General features: G+C 65.0%; 19 protein-coding genes. 5 read left to right on the top strand and 14 right to left on the bottom strand.

Annotated elements, in window-relative coordinates:
- Window positions 1-2: 2 nt before the first annotated feature.
- Entirely contained in the window at window positions 3-764 is a 762-nt protein-coding gene (locus AC1RQC_RS23735; protein WP_492374361.1) for an SURF1 family protein, read from the bottom strand.
- Between the two features lie 78 nt (window positions 765-842).
- Here AC1RQC_RS23735 and AC1RQC_RS23730 point away from each other — a divergent pair, with 78 nt between their 5' ends.
- Complete coding sequence (locus tag AC1RQC_RS23730; RefSeq protein ID WP_492374362.1) at window positions 843-1052, top strand: twin transmembrane helix small protein; 210 nt, start codon at window positions 843-845, stop codon at window positions 1050-1052.
- Between the two features lie 161 nt (window positions 1053-1213).
- Here the strand turns inward: AC1RQC_RS23730 and AC1RQC_RS23725 are convergent, their stop codons facing one another.
- The 8 genes from AC1RQC_RS23725 to AC1RQC_RS23690 all read right to left on the bottom strand — a co-directional run bounded on the left by AC1RQC_RS23725 (window position 1214) and on the right by AC1RQC_RS23690 (window position 8035).
- Complete coding sequence (locus AC1RQC_RS23725) at window positions 1214-2074, bottom strand: cytochrome c oxidase subunit 3 (RefSeq protein WP_006159467.1); 861 nt, start codon at window positions 2072-2074, stop codon at window positions 1214-1216.
- Between the two features lie 136 nt (window positions 2075-2210).
- Window positions 2211-2423, bottom strand: coding sequence for a DUF2970 domain-containing protein (locus AC1RQC_RS23720; RefSeq protein WP_035861042.1), 213 nt, complete (start codon window positions 2421-2423; stop codon window positions 2211-2213).
- A gap of 34 nt (window positions 2424-2457) precedes the next feature.
- Window positions 2458-3072, bottom strand: a complete 615-nt coding sequence (locus AC1RQC_RS23715) for a cytochrome c oxidase assembly protein (protein ID WP_150989703.1) — start codon at window positions 3070-3072, stop codon at window positions 2458-2460.
- Between the two features lie 17 nt (window positions 3073-3089).
- Window positions 3090-3221: a cytochrome oxidase small assembly protein gene (locus tag AC1RQC_RS23710; RefSeq protein ID WP_006159470.1), complete on the bottom strand. Its 132-nt coding sequence runs from the start codon at window positions 3219-3221 to the stop codon at window positions 3090-3092.
- Between the two features lie 77 nt (window positions 3222-3298).
- Window positions 3299-4903 (bottom strand): cytochrome c oxidase subunit I, encoded by a 1605-nt coding sequence (gene ctaD, locus AC1RQC_RS23705; RefSeq protein WP_150989700.1) that lies wholly within the window; start codon window positions 4901-4903, stop codon window positions 3299-3301.
- A 23-nt stretch (window positions 4904-4926) separates the two neighbouring features.
- Complete coding sequence (gene coxB / locus AC1RQC_RS23700) at window positions 4927-6189, bottom strand: cytochrome c oxidase subunit II (RefSeq protein ID WP_492374363.1); 1263 nt, start codon at window positions 6187-6189, stop codon at window positions 4927-4929.
- A gap of 57 nt (window positions 6190-6246) precedes the next feature.
- Window positions 6247-6756, bottom strand: a complete 510-nt coding sequence (locus tag AC1RQC_RS23695) for a DUF2244 domain-containing protein (protein WP_253929796.1) — start codon at window positions 6754-6756, stop codon at window positions 6247-6249.
- Window positions 6757-7021: 265 nt separating this feature from the next.
- Complete coding sequence (locus AC1RQC_RS23690; RefSeq protein ID WP_492828759.1) at window positions 7022-8035, bottom strand: methyltransferase domain-containing protein; 1014 nt, start codon at window positions 8033-8035, stop codon at window positions 7022-7024.
- An 81-nt stretch (window positions 8036-8116) separates the two neighbouring features.
- Here AC1RQC_RS23690 and AC1RQC_RS23685 point away from each other — a divergent pair, with 81 nt between their 5' ends.
- Entirely contained in the window at window positions 8117-8899 is a 783-nt protein-coding gene (locus AC1RQC_RS23685) for a double zinc ribbon domain-containing protein (RefSeq protein ID WP_492374365.1), read from the top strand.
- Window positions 8900-8992: 93 nt separating this feature from the next.
- The gene (gene trmL, locus AC1RQC_RS23680) at window positions 8993-9463 is read left to right on the top strand and encodes a tRNA (uridine(34)/cytosine(34)/5-carboxymethylaminomethyluridine(34)-2'-O)-methyltransferase TrmL (RefSeq protein ID WP_492374366.1); all 471 of its coding nucleotides are present in this window, start codon (window positions 8993-8995) and stop codon (window positions 9461-9463) included.
- Window positions 9464-9484: 21 nt separating this feature from the next.
- Here trmL and AC1RQC_RS23675 read toward each other — a convergent pair whose 3' ends face one another.
- The 5 genes from AC1RQC_RS23675 to AC1RQC_RS23655 form a co-directional block, all read right to left on the bottom strand.
- Window positions 9485-10477 (bottom strand): Bug family tripartite tricarboxylate transporter substrate binding protein, encoded by a 993-nt coding sequence (locus tag AC1RQC_RS23675; protein WP_492374367.1) that lies wholly within the window; start codon window positions 10475-10477, stop codon window positions 9485-9487.
- Between the two features lie 7 nt (window positions 10478-10484).
- Window positions 10485-11501 carry an NAD(P)H-dependent glycerol-3-phosphate dehydrogenase gene (locus AC1RQC_RS23670; protein WP_492810463.1) on the bottom strand — a complete coding sequence of 339 codons (1017 nt, stop codon included), beginning with the start codon at window positions 11499-11501 and terminating at the stop codon, window positions 10485-10487.
- A gap of 131 nt (window positions 11502-11632) precedes the next feature.
- On the bottom strand, window positions 11633-12151 hold the full coding sequence (gene secB / locus AC1RQC_RS23665) for a protein-export chaperone SecB (RefSeq protein WP_043343340.1): 519 nt from the start codon (window positions 12149-12151) through the stop codon (window positions 11633-11635).
- Window positions 12152-12315: 164 nt separating this feature from the next.
- Window positions 12316-12573, bottom strand: coding sequence for a glutaredoxin 3 (gene grxC / locus AC1RQC_RS23660; protein ID WP_492374369.1), 258 nt, complete (start codon window positions 12571-12573; stop codon window positions 12316-12318).
- Window positions 12574-12678: 105 nt separating this feature from the next.
- Window positions 12679-13092 carry a rhodanese-like domain-containing protein gene (locus tag AC1RQC_RS23655; RefSeq protein ID WP_150989682.1) on the bottom strand — a complete coding sequence of 138 codons (414 nt, stop codon included), beginning with the start codon at window positions 13090-13092 and terminating at the stop codon, window positions 12679-12681.
- Window positions 13093-13232: 140 nt separating this feature from the next.
- Between AC1RQC_RS23655 and gpmA the strand changes: the two genes are divergently transcribed.
- Both gpmA and AC1RQC_RS23645 read left to right on the top strand, forming a co-directional pair.
- Window positions 13233-13979, top strand: a complete 747-nt coding sequence (gpmA, locus tag AC1RQC_RS23650) for a 2,3-diphosphoglycerate-dependent phosphoglycerate mutase (protein ID WP_416047507.1) — start codon at window positions 13233-13235, stop codon at window positions 13977-13979.
- A gap of 161 nt (window positions 13980-14140) precedes the next feature.
- Window positions 14141-15730, top strand: a complete 1590-nt coding sequence (locus AC1RQC_RS23645) for a S41 family peptidase (protein WP_492374370.1) — start codon at window positions 14141-14143, stop codon at window positions 15728-15730.
- Window positions 15731-15767 lie beyond the last annotated feature (37 nt).

Below are 15767 nucleotides of genomic sequence, written 5' to 3'. Positions count from 1 at the left end.
GCTCAAGCCGTCATGCGGGCCGCGCGCCGCCAGCTCAACGCCACCAGTAGCACCAGGGTCAGCGCCGCCAGCCCGAACCACTGGAAGGCATAACCATAGTGGCGATCCGCGCCGATGTCCGCTGGCGCCCAGTCGCGCGCCAGCCCGTCGCCGCTGTCGTTGCGCTGTTCCAGCACAAAGGGTTGCAGGGGCACGCCAAGCTCCGCTGCATAAGCGGCGAGATCGACATTCTGGCGGATCTTCTGGCCGGCCTCGGCATTCGCGCCCTGGCCCAGGCTGAAGACCCTGGGCACGGTCGCCAGCGCGGTGCCGTCCAGCTCCACCTCGCCTTGCGGCGTCGGGAACGGCGCGATATGGGTACGATCCTGCGCGTCGCGAGGCAGCCAGCCGCGCAGCACCAGCACGGCCGGCGCGGCCGCATCGCCCCCGGCAACCCGCAGCGGCGTCAGCACCATGAATCCGGCACGGCTATCGGTGCCGTTGCCGTGGGGGCGATTGTCCAGCAAAACCGTATGCGCTGCATCGAAGCGCCCGCGCACGTGCACACGCCGCTCCGCCAGCGCGCCATCCACCAGGCTGCGCCCGATCTCCAGCGGCGGCTGGGCAGCCAGCGCCTCAAGGCGCGCGGCCCGCGCCACTTTTTCATGGGCCCGATTCAGCTGCCAGTTGCCCAAGGCACAGGTGAGCGCGATCACCACCAGCGCGGCGATGGTGGGCAGCGGGCTCAGTGCGCGCCACAGCTTCACGTGCGGCCTCCCTGGCATTTCCCGAGGGCGTTGCCACGCGCGCCGATGCGATAATGGCACTCTATCCCTAGCAGACCCCGCGCTTGCGGGCCCTCCATGCGCATCGTCATCCTCATCGCGTTCTTCCTCATCATCGGTAGCCTGGCCTGCGCCCTGTTCTTCATGATGCGCGACCGCGGCAGGACGCCAAACATGATGCGCTCGCTGATGTTCCGGGTCGGCTTCTCGGTGGCCCTGTTCGTCTTCATCCTGTTCTCGCACTGGATGGGATGGATACAGAGCACGGGCATCCGCATGGCGCCCTGAAGCCGGCACGGCCCGGCTACGCCAGGTTCAAACCACAAAAATCAAGCGCCGCAGGCTGGCTACTTCCCCTGCGGCGCTTGTTTTTTGTTGTTCCTCGCGAAGGAGGAGAACCTCCCCCGCGATGCCGCCGGCGTGGGCGGCGGGCACTGCAATCGGGTGTCTTACAGCCAGTACACCACGATGTAGAGGAACAGCCACACCACGTCGACGAAGTGCCAGTACCAGGCAGCGCCTTCGAATGCAAAGTGATGGTCGGGCGTCAACTGGCCCTTGAGCACCCGCACCAGCACCACCGTCAGCATGATCGCGCCGAGCGTCACGTGGAAACCGTGGAAGCCGGTGAGCAGGAAGAAGGTGGAACCGTAGATGCCCGAGGTCAGCTTGAGGTTCAGCTCCGAATACGCGTGGTGGTATTCGTACACCTGGAAGCACATGAAGACCGCGCCCAGCAGGATGGTCAGCACCAGGCCCTGGATCAGCTGGCTGCGCTTGTTGGCCAGCAGCGCATGGTGCGCCCAGGTCAGCGTCACGCCGGACATCAGCAGCAAGGCGGTGTTGATCGTGGGGATCGGCCACGGGCCCATGGTCTGGAAGCTCTCCACGACACCGGCCGGTCCGAGGTTCGGCCATACGGCGGCGAAGTCGGGCCACAGGATCTTGTTGTTCAGGTCGCCGAGCCACGGCATGGCAATGTTGCGGGCGTAGAACAGCGCGCCGAAGAACGCCGCGAAGAACATCACCTCGGAGAAGATGAACCAGCCCATCGACCAGCGGAAGGACAGGTCGATGTTCTTGCCGTACTTGCCCGTCTCGGATTCGTTGATCGCCTCGCCGAACCAGCTCTTGAGCACGAACAGGAACCACAGCAGGCCCAGGCCGCACAGGTAAGGCCCCCAGGTCTGCCCGTTTACCCAGCCAGCAGCACCCCCAGCCGTCAGCAGCAAGCCGAAGCTAGCCGTGATCGGATGGCGCGAGGGGCCCGGTACGAAGTAGTACGGAGCGTTTGCGCGGTTCGCACTCATTCTTTTTTCTCCAGCTCAGAGTCTCTGATTCAGTAATCGTTATCCGCACATCCAGCCCTGACGGGGCCGGCGGCATGCTTTTGCCCTGCTCTTTTTACTTACTCCTGCCCTGCCCCGTGCCTTGCGCTGCGTGGCCTCACCCTACCACCACACGCACGACCGTGATCAGCACCGCGATCAGGATGGCTACCCCGATCAGGCCGGCAATGATCACATGGACCGGGTTGAGCTGTGCCATGTCGCGCTCATGCTCGCTGCCCTTGCGCAGGCCGATAAACGACCAGAACACCGCGCGCAGCGTCTGCGCAAATGACAGCTTGCGCTTGACCGCGTCCTTCATCTCATCCACGGCTTTTCCCCTGCAACTTGCCTCGCCTGCAAACTCAAATGCCCTTGCCCGCGCCTGCTGGCTGCGCGTCGAGGGGACCTTGCGGCGCTTGCGCCACCGGCGTCCCGATCTCGAAGAAGGTATAGGACAGCGTAATGTTCTTCACGTCTTTCGGCAGGTCCGGATCGATCACGAACACAACCGGCATCTCGCGTGCTTCCTTCGCCTTGAGCGTCTGTTCCTTGAAGCAGAAGCACTCGATCTTCTTGAAATACTGCGTGGCCAGCTTGGGCAGGTAGCTCGGGATGGCCTGCGCCGAGATATCGCGTGCCTGGCCGTTCGCCACTTCGTAGACGATGGTGGTCATCTCGCCCGGGTGCACTTCCATGCTGCTCTTGACCGGACGGAAGGCAAAGGGCCCGCGCGCATTGGAGTCGAACTCGACCGTGATCGTGCGGGTTTTGTCCACCTGCGTGTTCTTGACCTGGCCACCGTACAGGTCCCGCGTGGTCACCACGTTCAAGCCGGTGATCTCGCAGATCTTCTTGTACAGCGGCACCAGCGCATAGCCAAACGAGAACATCAACGCCACCACCACCAACAGCCGCAGCATCATCCCGCGGTTGAACTTCTTGTCGGTGGCATTGCTTGACTGCTGGTTCGCGCTCATCTCAATACCCTGCAGCTTCAGCCAAGAAAGATCATCTTGGCGAAGAAACCCAAAAAGAAAACCATCACGATCGAGAAAAGGATCAGGCCGAGACGACGATTGGAGGCCTTGCGGTCTGCCTGCGATGGACTTTTGTTTGGATCCTGCATAACACCTTGCTTGCGTGGCGCGGAAGGACGGGCAGTGCCCATCCTTCCGTGCTTATTGCGGCTTGCCTGACTGCGGCTTACTTGACTTGCGGCGGCACTTCAAAGGTGTGGAACGGGGCCGGCGACGGCACGGTCCATTCCAGGCCCTCGGCGCCATCCCAAGGCTTGTCCCCGGCTGCCTTGCCGCCACGGTAGGACGGCAGCACCACGAAGAAGAAGAAATACACCTGCATCAGGCCGAAGCCCAGTGCGCCAATCGATGCAATCGCGTTGAAATCCGCGAACTGGGTCGGGTAGTCGGCATAGCGACGCGGCATGCCGGCCAGGCCCAGGAAGTGCATCGGGAAGAAGGTGATGTTGAAGAAAATCATCGAGCCCCAGAAGTGGATCTGGCCGCGGGTTTCGTTGTACATGAAACCGCTCCACTTCGGACCCCAGTAGTAGAAGCCCGAGAACATCGCGAACAGCGAGCCCGCCACCAGCACGTAGTGGAAGTGGGCAACGATGAAGTAGGTGTCCTGCAACTGGATGTCGATCGGGGCCACCGCCGGCATCAGGCCGGTGAAGCCACCGATGGTGAACACGAAGATGAAGCCGATCGCGAACAGCATCGGAGTCTCGAAGGTCATCGAGCCACGCCACATGGTGGCGATCCAGTTGAAGATCTTCACAGCCGTCGGCACCGCGATCAGCATGGTGGCGTACATGAAGAACAACTGGCCGGTCACGGGCATGCCGGTCGTGAACATGTGGTGAGCCCACACGATGAACGACAGGATGGCGATCGAAGCGGTCGCGTAGACCATCGAGCTATAGCCGAACAGGCGCTTGCGGGCGAAGGTCGGCACGACGTGCGAGACGATCCCGAACGCCGGCAAGATCATGATGTAGACCTCGGGGTGGCCGAAGAACCAGAAGATGTGCTGGTACATCACCGGGTCGCCGCCGCCGGCAGCCGAGAAGAAGCTCGTGCCGAAGTGACGGTCGGTCAGCACCATGGTGATGGCGCCAGCCAGCACCGGCATCACGGCGATCAGCAGGTAGGCGGTGATCAGCCAGGTCCAGCAGAACATCGGCATCTTCATCAGCGTCATGCCGGGTGCGCGCATATTGAGCACCGTGACGATGATGTTGATCGAGCCCATGATCGACGACGCGCCCATGATGTGCATGGCGAAAATCGCCATGTCCATGCCGGGGCCCATCTGCACCGACAGCGGCGCGTACAGGGTCCAGCCGGCGGCGGTGGCGCCGCCCGGTGCGAAGAACGACAGCACCAGCAGCAGCGCTGCCGGGGGCATCAGCCAGAAGCTGAAGTTGTTCATCCGCGCGAACGCCATGTCCGATGCGCCGATCTGCAGCGGGATCATCCAGTTGGCAAAGCCGACGAAGGCCGGCATGATCGCGCCGAACACCATGATCAGGCCGTGCATGGTGGTGAACTGGTTGAACAGTTCCGGGCGGAAGAACTGCAGGCCCGGCTCGAACAGTTCGAGACGGATCAGCAGTGCCAGCGCGCCGCCAGACAGCAGCATGGTGAACGAGAACAGCAGGTACAGCGTACCGATGTCCTTGTGGTTGGTGGCAAACAGCCAACGGCGCCAGCCATGCGGTTGATCGTGGTGATCGTCATGCGCGTGGTCGTGCGGGTGGGCGAGCGCGTCCGGGGTAGCAGTACTCATCGCGAAAACTCCTGAAATCCTGTTCAACCTGCGGCGCGGTCGCCCGCGGCGCTGGCCTGCTTGGCAGCGGGCTTGTCTTCCGTCTTGGGCGCGGCGTCGCCGCTCGCGCCAGGTGCGCCGCCGCCTTCGCGGAACTTGCCGGCACGCGCATTCACGAAATCGCTCGGTTGAATCACTTCACCCGTCTTGTTACCCCAGTTGTTGCGGGTGTAGGTCATGACGGCAGCGAGCTCGGTATCGGAGAGGTGCTTCCACACCGGCATGGCACCCTTGCCTTCCAGCAGGATATGCATCTGGCCTGCGTCCGGGCCGTTGACGATCTTGGAGCCGTCGAGAGCCGGGAAGGCGCCGCCGCCCTTGCCGTTAGGCTGGTGGCAGACCGCGCAGTTGGCGGTGTAGACCTTCTCGCCACGGGCCTTGAGCTCGTCCAGGGTCCAGGTCTTGTTGGGATCGTCCGCCTTGGCGGCGAGCTCCTTCTTCTTGCCGTCGACCCACTTGGCGTAGTCGGCGTCGGAGACGACGCGCACGACGATCGGCATGAAGGCGTGTTCCTTGCCGCACAACTCGGCGCACTGGCCACGGTACACGCCAACCTTCTCGGCCTTGAACCAGGTGTCGCGCACGAAGCCGGGAATGGCATCCTGCTTGACGCCGAAGGCCGGGATCATCCAGGCATGGATGACGTCATTGGCCGTCAGCACCATGCGGACCTTCTTGTTCACGGGCACCACCATCTCGTTGTCCACCTCCATCAGGTAGGTGTTCGACTTGGGGGCCTCGTTGTTGATCTGTTCGCGCGGGGTGGTCAGGGTGGACACGAAGGAGATGCCTTCGCCGTCGCCCTTCAGGTAGTCGTAGCCCCACTTCCACTGGTAGCCGGTGGCCTTGATGGTGATGTCGGCGTTGGTGGTGTCCTTCATCGCCACGACCGTCTTGGTGGCAGGCAGGGCCATGCCGATGACGATCAGGAAGGGGATGATGGTCCAGATCACCTCGACGGTGATGCTTTCGTGGAAGGAAGCCGACTTCGCGCCCTTGGACTTGCGGTGCTTGAATACGGAGTAGAACATCACCCCGAACACGCCGATGAAGATCACGGTGCACATGATCAGCATCATCCAGTTCAGCCAGTGAATCTGCTCGGCGATCTTGGTGACCGGCTCGGTCAGATTGAGCTGTCGCACGGCGGGGCCACCTGGCATGTCTTCCACTGCCAGGGCTGCGTAGCTGGTGAGCAGGGATGCCCCCACCAGACACGCTGCGGATGCCTTCTTCCACATTTTCATTTGTTATCTACCCAATTTACAGATTCAAATCTGTGACTCGCCGGCCCCCGCTGCCTCTCAGAGGCAGCGCAAAGCCGATGCGAGCTCCTGCGCGAACTTTCGCCGCTTGTACGGGTCCAGAAAACACCCCACCCGCACAGCGCTCTTGCCCGAGCGCAGCAACACCAGCGCCCGTAATGATTCACCCGGTTCAACCCGCACCCATAGCGGGTTGAATTCATGCCGTGTCAGCTGCCCTGCACTGACCGAAACCACTACCAGCCTGCCGTCGACGAGGCTGACGCGCTCGTAGTCCGACGCATGCCGCCCGTGCACCAGCAGGGCAATGCCCAGCCCCAGCAGTTCCAGCCCGGCAAAGGGAAGCACGAGCCATGACCCTCGCCACGCGAAGAACAAAGCGATGGCGAGCGAAACACTGACGATTGAGAGGTAAAACCAGCCAACCTGGCGCGGAGACAGCGAACAATTCCGCTTCATCAGCCAGTCTTTGTCCGGCGGGCCAAATCCGTCGGAACTACCGCCGGATTTGCCTTGCGCCGTCTGGAGTGCGATACCCAAGTCTTGCATCGCCAACCTTGCATCGCCAACTACTCTGCGCTGGATGCACGCCTGGACGATTGCGCCTGGGACGCACCATTGAAGTGCGATTTCGGGCAAATTGTGCCAGGGAGACCACTGCGACAAACTGGCGCATTATAGGGCGCTTCGCCTACTCGGACAAGGCCGCTACTTGACCAAGGGGCTAGCGCGCGACAAGTTTTTGTGCATCAGTACGGTGCTCGCCATCGGCCGCTTGACTGCGCCGCCGATGCGTGCAGCAGCGCCGCGGACGTTACTTGCGCTGCCGCGCGCGCCCGATCTTGTCGAGCGGAACCACGGCGTGGCCGAGCTCATCGACAGCCTGCTTGCCGCGCGGCGCCAGCTTCCAGGCATGGCCGTAGACGATCTCGAACGTAAGCGGGATCAGTCCCTCGGCATTGCGCTGGCGCTCCAGCGCGGCCAGCAGTGCTGCGTGCCAGCGGCGAGCGCGCAGCCCTCCCTGGCTCGCGCCAGCCGGCAGGCGCAGCCCGCCGAAGGCCTGCACTTCACGCAGCAAGGTCCGCGGCGACTCATAGGTGATCGTCAGCGTCTCCATGTCCATCACGGGCGTGGACCAGCCGCTGTGCACCAGCATGTCCCCGATATCGTGCATGTCGACGAAGCGCAGCGTGTGGGTGTCGCCGTCCACTTCGGCAAAGGCGGCGCGCAATTGCGCCAGCGTATCCGGCCCGAACAGTGAGAACAGGACCAGGCCTTCGTCGCGGGTGACCCGGTGCCACTCCGGGAAGACCCGGTGCGGCTCGGGGTGCCAGTGCAACGCCAGGTTGGACCACAACAGGTCGAAGCTGGCCGGGGCGAAGGGCAATGTGGCAAGATCGCCCTGCACCAGGTCGAAGGTCGGGCGCTTGCCAAGCAGACGCCCAAGCCACCCGGACTGGCGCTGGGGATCGCGCTGGGCCGCCTCGCGCAGCATGGCGCCGGAAATATCCATCCCGGCGATCTGCGCATCCGGGTACTGGGCACGCAGCGCGGCCAGGCCGCGCCCGTGGCCGCAGCCGATATCGAGCGCGCGCGCCGGCGCCAGCCGGATCATCTGCATGCGCTCCTGCATGCGCTGGCCAATCTCGCCCAGCAGGAAGTCCAGTTGGCTGAATCCGGCGCTGCGCCGGTCGAAGGCGAGGCGGGTCAGCCGCGTGGGCGGCAAATAGGCATCGGGGGAGTCGGCGTCATGCAGGGACACGGTCAAACCAGGCAGCAAGAAACTAAGAATGAGGATGACGGCCGGCGTGAGGCGGCGGTCGGGCATGCGGTGCGCGCGCCAGCGGGCGCCGCAACAGGATCGCAAGTATACGCGTCCACCGCCAGGCCTGCCGCCGGCGCCCCCGACGTGCCTCATGCGGCAGTCGCCCCCGTGCCGTGCCGCCTGGCGCGCCCGGGCGAAGGCACCCTGCGCCATCATGCGCGGCGCTTGCTGCGCACGCTCCTGCCAGCGGCTTGCGCACTTTGCGGCACTGTGCAGGACGAAACCGTCTGCGCAGGTTGCGCGCAAGAGTTGCTAACGCCGCTGCCGCGTTGCCGCTGCTGCGCCCGGCCGCTAGGCCGCACCGCCGGGCCAGGCGCAACCTCGCTCTGTGCCCAGTGCCGCTACGAGCCGCCGCCTTTCGACGACGCGCTGGTGCTGGGCGACTACGCCAGCCCGCAGGACGGCCTGGTGCTGGCCTTGAAGTTCGGCGGCGTGCTGCCGCTGGCGGACTGGCTTGGGGGCGAACTGGCGTGCCGCTGGCAGGCCGAGTCCGGAAGATCCGGCGTGGCCCTGCCCGATGTGCTGGCGCCGATCCCGCTGTCCGCGCAGCGCCTTGCCGAGCGTGGCTTCAACCAGTCCTGGGAAATCGCCCGGCCGCTGGCACGCCGGCTGGGCGTGCGCGCCGCGCCGACGCTGCTGGCGAGGCTGCGCGATACGCCGGCCCAAGCCACGCTGGACCTGCCCGCGCGGCAGGTCAACCTGCAGGATGCCTTCGGCCTCGGGTCCGGCCATGACGTTGCGGGCCGGCATGTCGGCCTGGTCGACGATGTGATGACCAGCGGCGCCACCTTGGGCGAAGCGGCGCGGGTCCTGAAAGCCAACGGCGCGGCGCGCGTGACGCTGGTGGTCGCCTTGCGCACGCCGTAGCGCAGCCCACAGGCCCGGCGTGACAGCCGGCCCACGGCAGGGTAAGCTGCCCAGCGTTTCACGGCTGCGGCGCCCCTGGCCCGCCCCTCCCCCATGTTCAATGTCGTCCTGGTCGAACCCGAGATCCCGCCAAACACCGGCAATGTGATACGGCTGTGCGCCAACACCGGTGCGCGCCTGCACCTTGTCAAGCCACTCGGCTTTCCGCTGGAAGACGCGCGCATGCGCCGAGCCGGCCTGGACTATCACGAGTACGCCAGCATGCGCGTGCACGAGAACTGGGACGCGCTGATGGAAAGCGAGCGACCCGACCCGACCCGCATGTTCGCGCTGACCACGCATGGCTCGACGCCCTTCGGCCAAGTCAGCTTCCAGCCCGGGGACTGGTTTGTGTTCGGCTCGGAAACGCGCGGGTTGGCGCCGGAGCGGCGCGAATGGTTTCCCACCGCGCAGCGCATCCGGCTGCCGATGCGGCCGGACAACCGCAGCCTCAACCTCTCCAATACCGTCGCGGTCGTGGTGTTCGAAGCTTGGCGCCAGAATGGCTTTGCCGGCGGCGCCTGAGGCCGCCACCGGCGCACTTCCTTATTCCGGCTGCACGCCCGCCACGTGGATCACCTTGTCCCAGCGCACCTTCTCGCTCGCCATGGTCTGGCGCAGCGATTGCGGCGCGGTGCCGGCCGGCACGAAATACTGAGCGCGCATCTTGGCGCGCACGTCCTCGCTGCCGATGATGGCCACCAGCTCACGATAGAGCCGGTCGATCACCGGCGCGGGCGTGCCCGCCGGGGCCAGCACTGCTTGCCATGAGATCGCCTCGAAGCCGGGATAGCCGGATTCCGCCACGGTGGGCACCGCGGGCAGCAGGCTGGTGCGCCCGCTGGTGGTGACCGCGATGATGCGCAGCTTGCCTGCAGTCACCAGCGGCATGGCGATGGCCGGCACCATGAAGCCGGCCTGCACCTGGCCGCCGACCATGGCGGTGGTGATCTGCGCGAACCCAGGATAGGGGATGTGCTGCAGGTCGATGCCGGCGGCCGCCTTGAGCTGCTCCATGGCCAGGTGGGCAGCGCTGCCGTTGCCTACCGACCCGTAGTTCAGCACACCCGGCCGGGAACGGGCCAGGGCCACGAACTCCCGCACGTCATGCACCGGCAGGCGGGCATCCACCACCAGCACATTGGGCGAAGTCGCCACCAGCGACACGGGGGCGAGCTGGCGCACCGGGTCGTAGCCGAGATGGCGCGACAAGGTGGGCGCGGTGACCAGCGGCCCATTGATGGTGAGCAGCAAGGTATAGCCGTCCGGGGCGGCCCTGGCCACCATGCCGGTGCCGATATTGCCGCCGGCACCCGGACGGTTCTCCACCACGACCGCTTGTCCGAGCGCCGGGGCCAGCTTCTCGGTCAGCAGGCGCGCGATCAGGTCGGGCGAGGACCCGGCTGGGAACGGCACCACCATGCGGATCGGCTTTACGGGCCAGGGCTGGGCGGATGCGGGCGCAGCCAGCGCGGTGCCAGCCACGCCAGGCATGGCACAGACCGCAAGGGCCTTCAGGACGCGGCGACGATCTTCCATTGCGCGCTCACTCATCGCGTGCATCGCGCTGAAGCAGCCGCGCCACCGCATCGGCGGCGGGCAGCCCCTCGAAGAGCACGGCACATACCGCGCGCGTGATCGGCATGTCGACGCCCTTGGCCGCGGCCAGCGCCGCCACGGCCTGCGCGCAGCGCACGCCTTCGGCAACATGGCCAAGCTCGGCCAGAATCTGCGCCAGCGTCTTGCCCTGCGCCAGTTGCTGGCCAACCTTGCGATTGCGCGAGAGGTCGCCCGTGGCGGTCAGGATCAGGTCGCCCATACCGGCCAGGCCCATGAAGGTTTCGACGCGCCCTCCCAATGCCATGCCGAGCCGGGTCATCTCGGCCAGGCCGCGTGTCACCAGCGCGGCGCGCGCGTTCAGGCCAAGGCCCAGGCCATCGCTGGCGCCGGTGGCAATCGCCAGCACATTCTTGACTGCGCCCCCCACCTCGGCGCCGACCAGGTCATCGCTGCCGTAGATGCGCATGGCATGGTGATGGAATGCCTGCTGAGCGAACTCGGAGAGCGCCGGCGAAGTGCCCGCCACGGTCAGCGCGCAGGGCTGGCCCAGCGCCACTTCACGGGCAAAACTAGGCCCGGTCAGCACGCCGTAGCTGGTGTCGGCGAGACGGCCGGCGACGGTGAGTTCTTCCCGCACCATCTGGTGCGGCAACGCATTGGTGCCTGCTTCGAAGCCCTTGCACAGCCAGAGCATGCGCAAGCCCCCGGCCTGGCTCGCGGCCAGCCTGCGCGTCATTTCGCGCAGGCCCGAAACCGGCGTGGCGACGATCACAAGGCCATCGGGTTCGACATCGGCATGCGCCGCGGCCCGCTCGAAATCGGGTTCCACCACGAGCCGCCCGGACAGCGGCACGCCGGGCAGGTAGGTAGCATTGACGCGGTCGGCGCCGATAGCGGCCAGCTGGGCGGCATCACGCCCCCACAGCACCACATCGTGGGCCGCGGCGGCATGGCTGGCGAGCGCGGTGCCCCAGGCACCTGCACCGAAGACAGTGATATTCATGGCGGTTTGCCTCGCTTGTTCGGCCTCGAAACCTTAAGCCCTGAGCCTTAAGCCTTGCGCGCCACGAATGACGCGAACCGGAAAGACAAAACGGGGCCGAAGCCCCGTCTTTGCGACATCCTGCAGCAGGATCAGTGACGAGCCTGGCTGCCGTCGGGCATCACGATGCCGCTGTTGCCACCTTGCGCGGTTTCCGCTTCTTCCATCGCGGCCTGCAGGCGCTGTTCGTACAGGGCCTGGAAGTTGATTTCCGACAGATGAATGGCCTGGAAGCCGGCGCGGGTGATCACGTCGGCGATATTGCTACGCAGGTACGGGTAGAGAATGGTCGGACAGGCAATGCCCAGCAGCGGGTCGAGCTGCTCCACCGGCACGTTGCGGATATCGAAGATGCCGGCCTGGTGGGCTTCCACCAGGAAGGCAACCTTGTCCTGCACCTTGGTGGTCACGGTACCGGTCACCACGACTTCGAAGATACCTTCCTGGAGCTGCGAGGCACCTACGTTCACCTGCACTTCCACGGCCGGCGCTTCGGTCTCGAGGAAGATGCCGGGCGAATTCGGCTGCTCGAGCGACATGTCCTTCAGGTACACGCGCTGGATGTTGAAGAACGGCTGGTCTTCCTGCTGATTGTTCTGCTGGTCGCTCATGAAAGGCTTCCGGAAAAATGGGCGTTGGGGGCCAGGCGAGCGGGACATTGGCACCATGGGCGGGATTGGCCCAGGGTGAACGGCCCGGGTCGGCACCCGGTTGGAAAACGTATATGGTACATGACGCGGGTGGCGAATTCACCCGCGGCGAGACAGGCTGCGCTTCAGGCGCCCAGCAGCGGCACCAGGCCACCCTGGCGATCGAGCGCCGAGAGGTCGTCGAAGCCACCGACATGGGTCTCGTCGATGTAGATCTGCGGCACGGTGCGGCGACCGGTGCGGCTCATCATTTCCTCGCGCTTGCCGGGCTCGCGGTCGATCAGGATCTTCTCGATCGCCTCGACGCCCTTGGCCTTCAGAAGGCGCTCGGCCATCTGGCAATACGGACAAACTACCGTGCTGTACATTACAACGCGGGCCATGCGCATCTCCTTGAAAAACGGAATCCGGAGGTTGGTCGGGTGCTCGCAAGCCGGGACAGCGGCGGCAACGGAGGACGTGCCCCCAGCGCCGCTTGCCTGCGCCGCTTACTTGACCACGGGCAGACCGGCTTGCTGCCAGGCGGCAAGGCCACCTTCGAGCGAATAGATCTCACTGTAACCGGCTTCCTTCAGGGCTGCTTGACCCTTGCCCGAGCGCTGGCCGGTCTGGCACACGACGATGATGGGGACGGACTTGTCCTTTGCAAGGCTGGCGGCACGGCTTGCCAGGTCGGAAAGTGGCGCACTCTTGGCTTGCGGCAGGTGGCCCTTGGCGTATTCGGTGGCTTCCCGGATATCCACAACCACGGCATTGCGCTTGTTGATCAGCTGGGTAGCGGCGGCCGGGTTGACGGTCTTGCCGGAGGTTCCGCGCGAGATGGCGGGCCACGCCAGCAGGCCGCCCGACACGACGGCGAGGGCGATCAAGGCAAGGTTGTTGTAGTCGGCGAAGAAATTCACGTTGGCATTCCGGTGGGTTGAGTCGGCGGCATTATAAAATAGACGGTTTGGCGCCCGCGACCCGCTATTGTCTCCTAGTTGACACATGTGCGGCGGTATGTGGCAGGGCGCACACAGGTTTCTCACGCTTTGGAAGCAGCATGTACAAACTCGTTCTCATCCGCCACGGCGAATCCACGTGGAATCTCGAAAACCGCTTCACCGGCTGGGTCGACGTCGACCTGACCGACACCGGCGTGGCCCAGGCCAAGCTGGGCGGCAAGCTGCTGCGCGAGGCAGGGCTGGCCTTCGATGTAGCCTACACCTCGGTGTTGAAGCGTGCCATCCGCACGCTGTGGCACGTGCAGGACGAAATGGACCTGATGTGGATTCCGGTCCGGAACGAATGGCGCCTGAACGAACGCCACTATGGTTCGCTGTCCGGCCTGAACAAGGCCGAGACCGCCGCCAAGTTCGGCAACGAGCAGGTGCTGGTATGGCGCCGCAGCTACGACACCCCGCCGCCGGCGCTCGACGCGGACGATCCGCGTGCGGCTTACGACGATCCGCGCTACGCGCAAGTGCCGCGCGAGCAGATTCCGCTGACCGAATGCCTGAAGGACACGGTCGAGCGCGTGCTGCCGCTATGGAACGAATCCATCGCCCCCGACATCAAAGCGGGGAAGCGCGTGGTAATCGCCGCCCATGGCAACAGCATCCGCGCGCTGGTGAAGTACCTGGACCAGATCTCGGATGACGACATCGTTGGCATCAACATCCCCAATGGCACCCCGCTCGTGTACGAGCTGGACGCAGACCTGCGCCCGCTGCGTCATTACTACCTGGGCGACCAGGAAGCGATCGCGGCCTCCCTGGCCGCCGTGGCGAACCAAGGCAAGGCAAACTGAGGCCCAGGCCGGGCGCGCGCCGCGAGGCTCGCCCGGCCGTCTCAGGCAGTGGACCAGGCCTTTTTTGCTGCTCCCTCTTATACTGTCGGACAAATCCGGCCGGTGCGATGCGCCAGGCCGGCTCCGACACAGCACAATCCTCACACGTTCAGGCAGCCCTCATGCGTAAGACGCTCAAGAACATCAGTCTTGTTACTGCCGGACTCGTTGCCGGCGTGCTCGCCACGCTGCAACTATCGGCCACGGCGCAGAATTCGCCGGGGCCGCTCCCGCTGGAGCAGTTGCGCTTGATGGCCGACATCTTCGGCCAGATCAAGCGCGAATATGTCGAGCCGGTGGATGACAAGAAGCTGCTGACCGAAGCCATCAAAGGCATGGTCGCCAGCCTGGATCCGCATTCGGCCTATCTGGACGAGAAGGACTTCAAGGAACTGCAGGAAGGCACGCGCGGACGCTTCGCCGGCCTGGGGATCGAAATCTCGCAGGAAGAAGGGCTCGTCAAGGTGATCAACCCGATCGAAGACACCCCCGCCTTCCGCGCCGGCATCCAGCCCGGCGACCTGATCACCCGCATCGACGACAAGCCTGTGCGCGGCCTGCCACTGGAGCAGGCAGTCAAGCGCATGCGCGGCGAGCCGGGCACCAAGGTCACGCTGACCATCTATCGCAAGAGCGACGAGCGCACCTTCCCGGTGTCGATCACGCGTGCGGAGATCCGCGTGCAGTCGGTCAAGGCCAAGCTGATCGACAATGACCGCCTCGCCTGGGTCCGCCTGACCAGCTTCCAGGAACGCACGGTGGCCGACCTGGGCAAGAAACTGGACGAACTGGCCCAGAAGAACCCCAACCTGAAGGGCGTGATCCTGGACCTGCGCAACAACGGCGGCGGCGTGCTGCAAGGCGCGGTCGGCGTGGCGGCAGCCTTCCTGCCCGACGACGTGACCGTGGTCTCGACCAATGGCCAGGTGCCCGATGCCAAGCGTGTCTACAAGACCACGTTCAACAACTACCGGCTGTCCTCGCTCGAGGACGATCCGCTCAAGGACCTGCCGGCGCTGTATAAAAAGATCCCGATGGTGGTGTTGACCAACGCCTACTCGGCGTCGGCGTCCGAAATCGTTGCCGGCGCGCTGCAAGACCACAAGCGCGCGCTGATCATGGGCAAGACCACGTTCGGCAAGGGCTCCGTGCAGACCGTGCGCCCGCTCACCAACGACACCGGCATCAAGCTGACCATCGCGTACTACTACACGCCGACGGGCAAGTCGATCCAGGCCAAGGGCATCCGCCCGGACATCCCGGTCGACCAGAACCCGGAAGGCGATCCTGACGACGCGCTGATCACCCGCGAGATCGACACCGAGCGCCACCTGCACAACAAGCAGGAATCGGAAGAGCCCGAGATGAACGAGCGCGAGCAGCGCCGCGTCGAGGAACTGCGCCGCCTCGAGGAAGAAAACGCCAAGAAAACGCCGGAAGAACGCGACAAGGAACGCAAGAAGAAGCCGATCGAGTTCGGCTCGGCCGAGGACTTCATGCTGCAGCAAGCCATTGCCCAGCTCGAAGGCCAGCCGGTCAAGCGCTCCAAGTCCAAGCTTGAAGCCGTGGCCACGTCGGACAAGCCGTCCAAGCCTGCGGCAACCAAGGCGGCTACCCCGGCCAAGCCGGCCAGCAAGGCACCAGCCGGCGCGCCGCCGGCCAGCGCCCCGATGGGCACGCCGCTGGGCACGCCGACCGGCAAGGCCCCCTGAAATCCTGATGAATAACAGCGGCCCCGCGGGGCCGCTT

Source organism: Cupriavidus sp. GW822-FHT03E04 (assembly GCF_058801495.1).
Note: the sequence above shows the minus strand (reverse complement) of the source record. Positions and strands in the feature narration are given on the sequence as shown.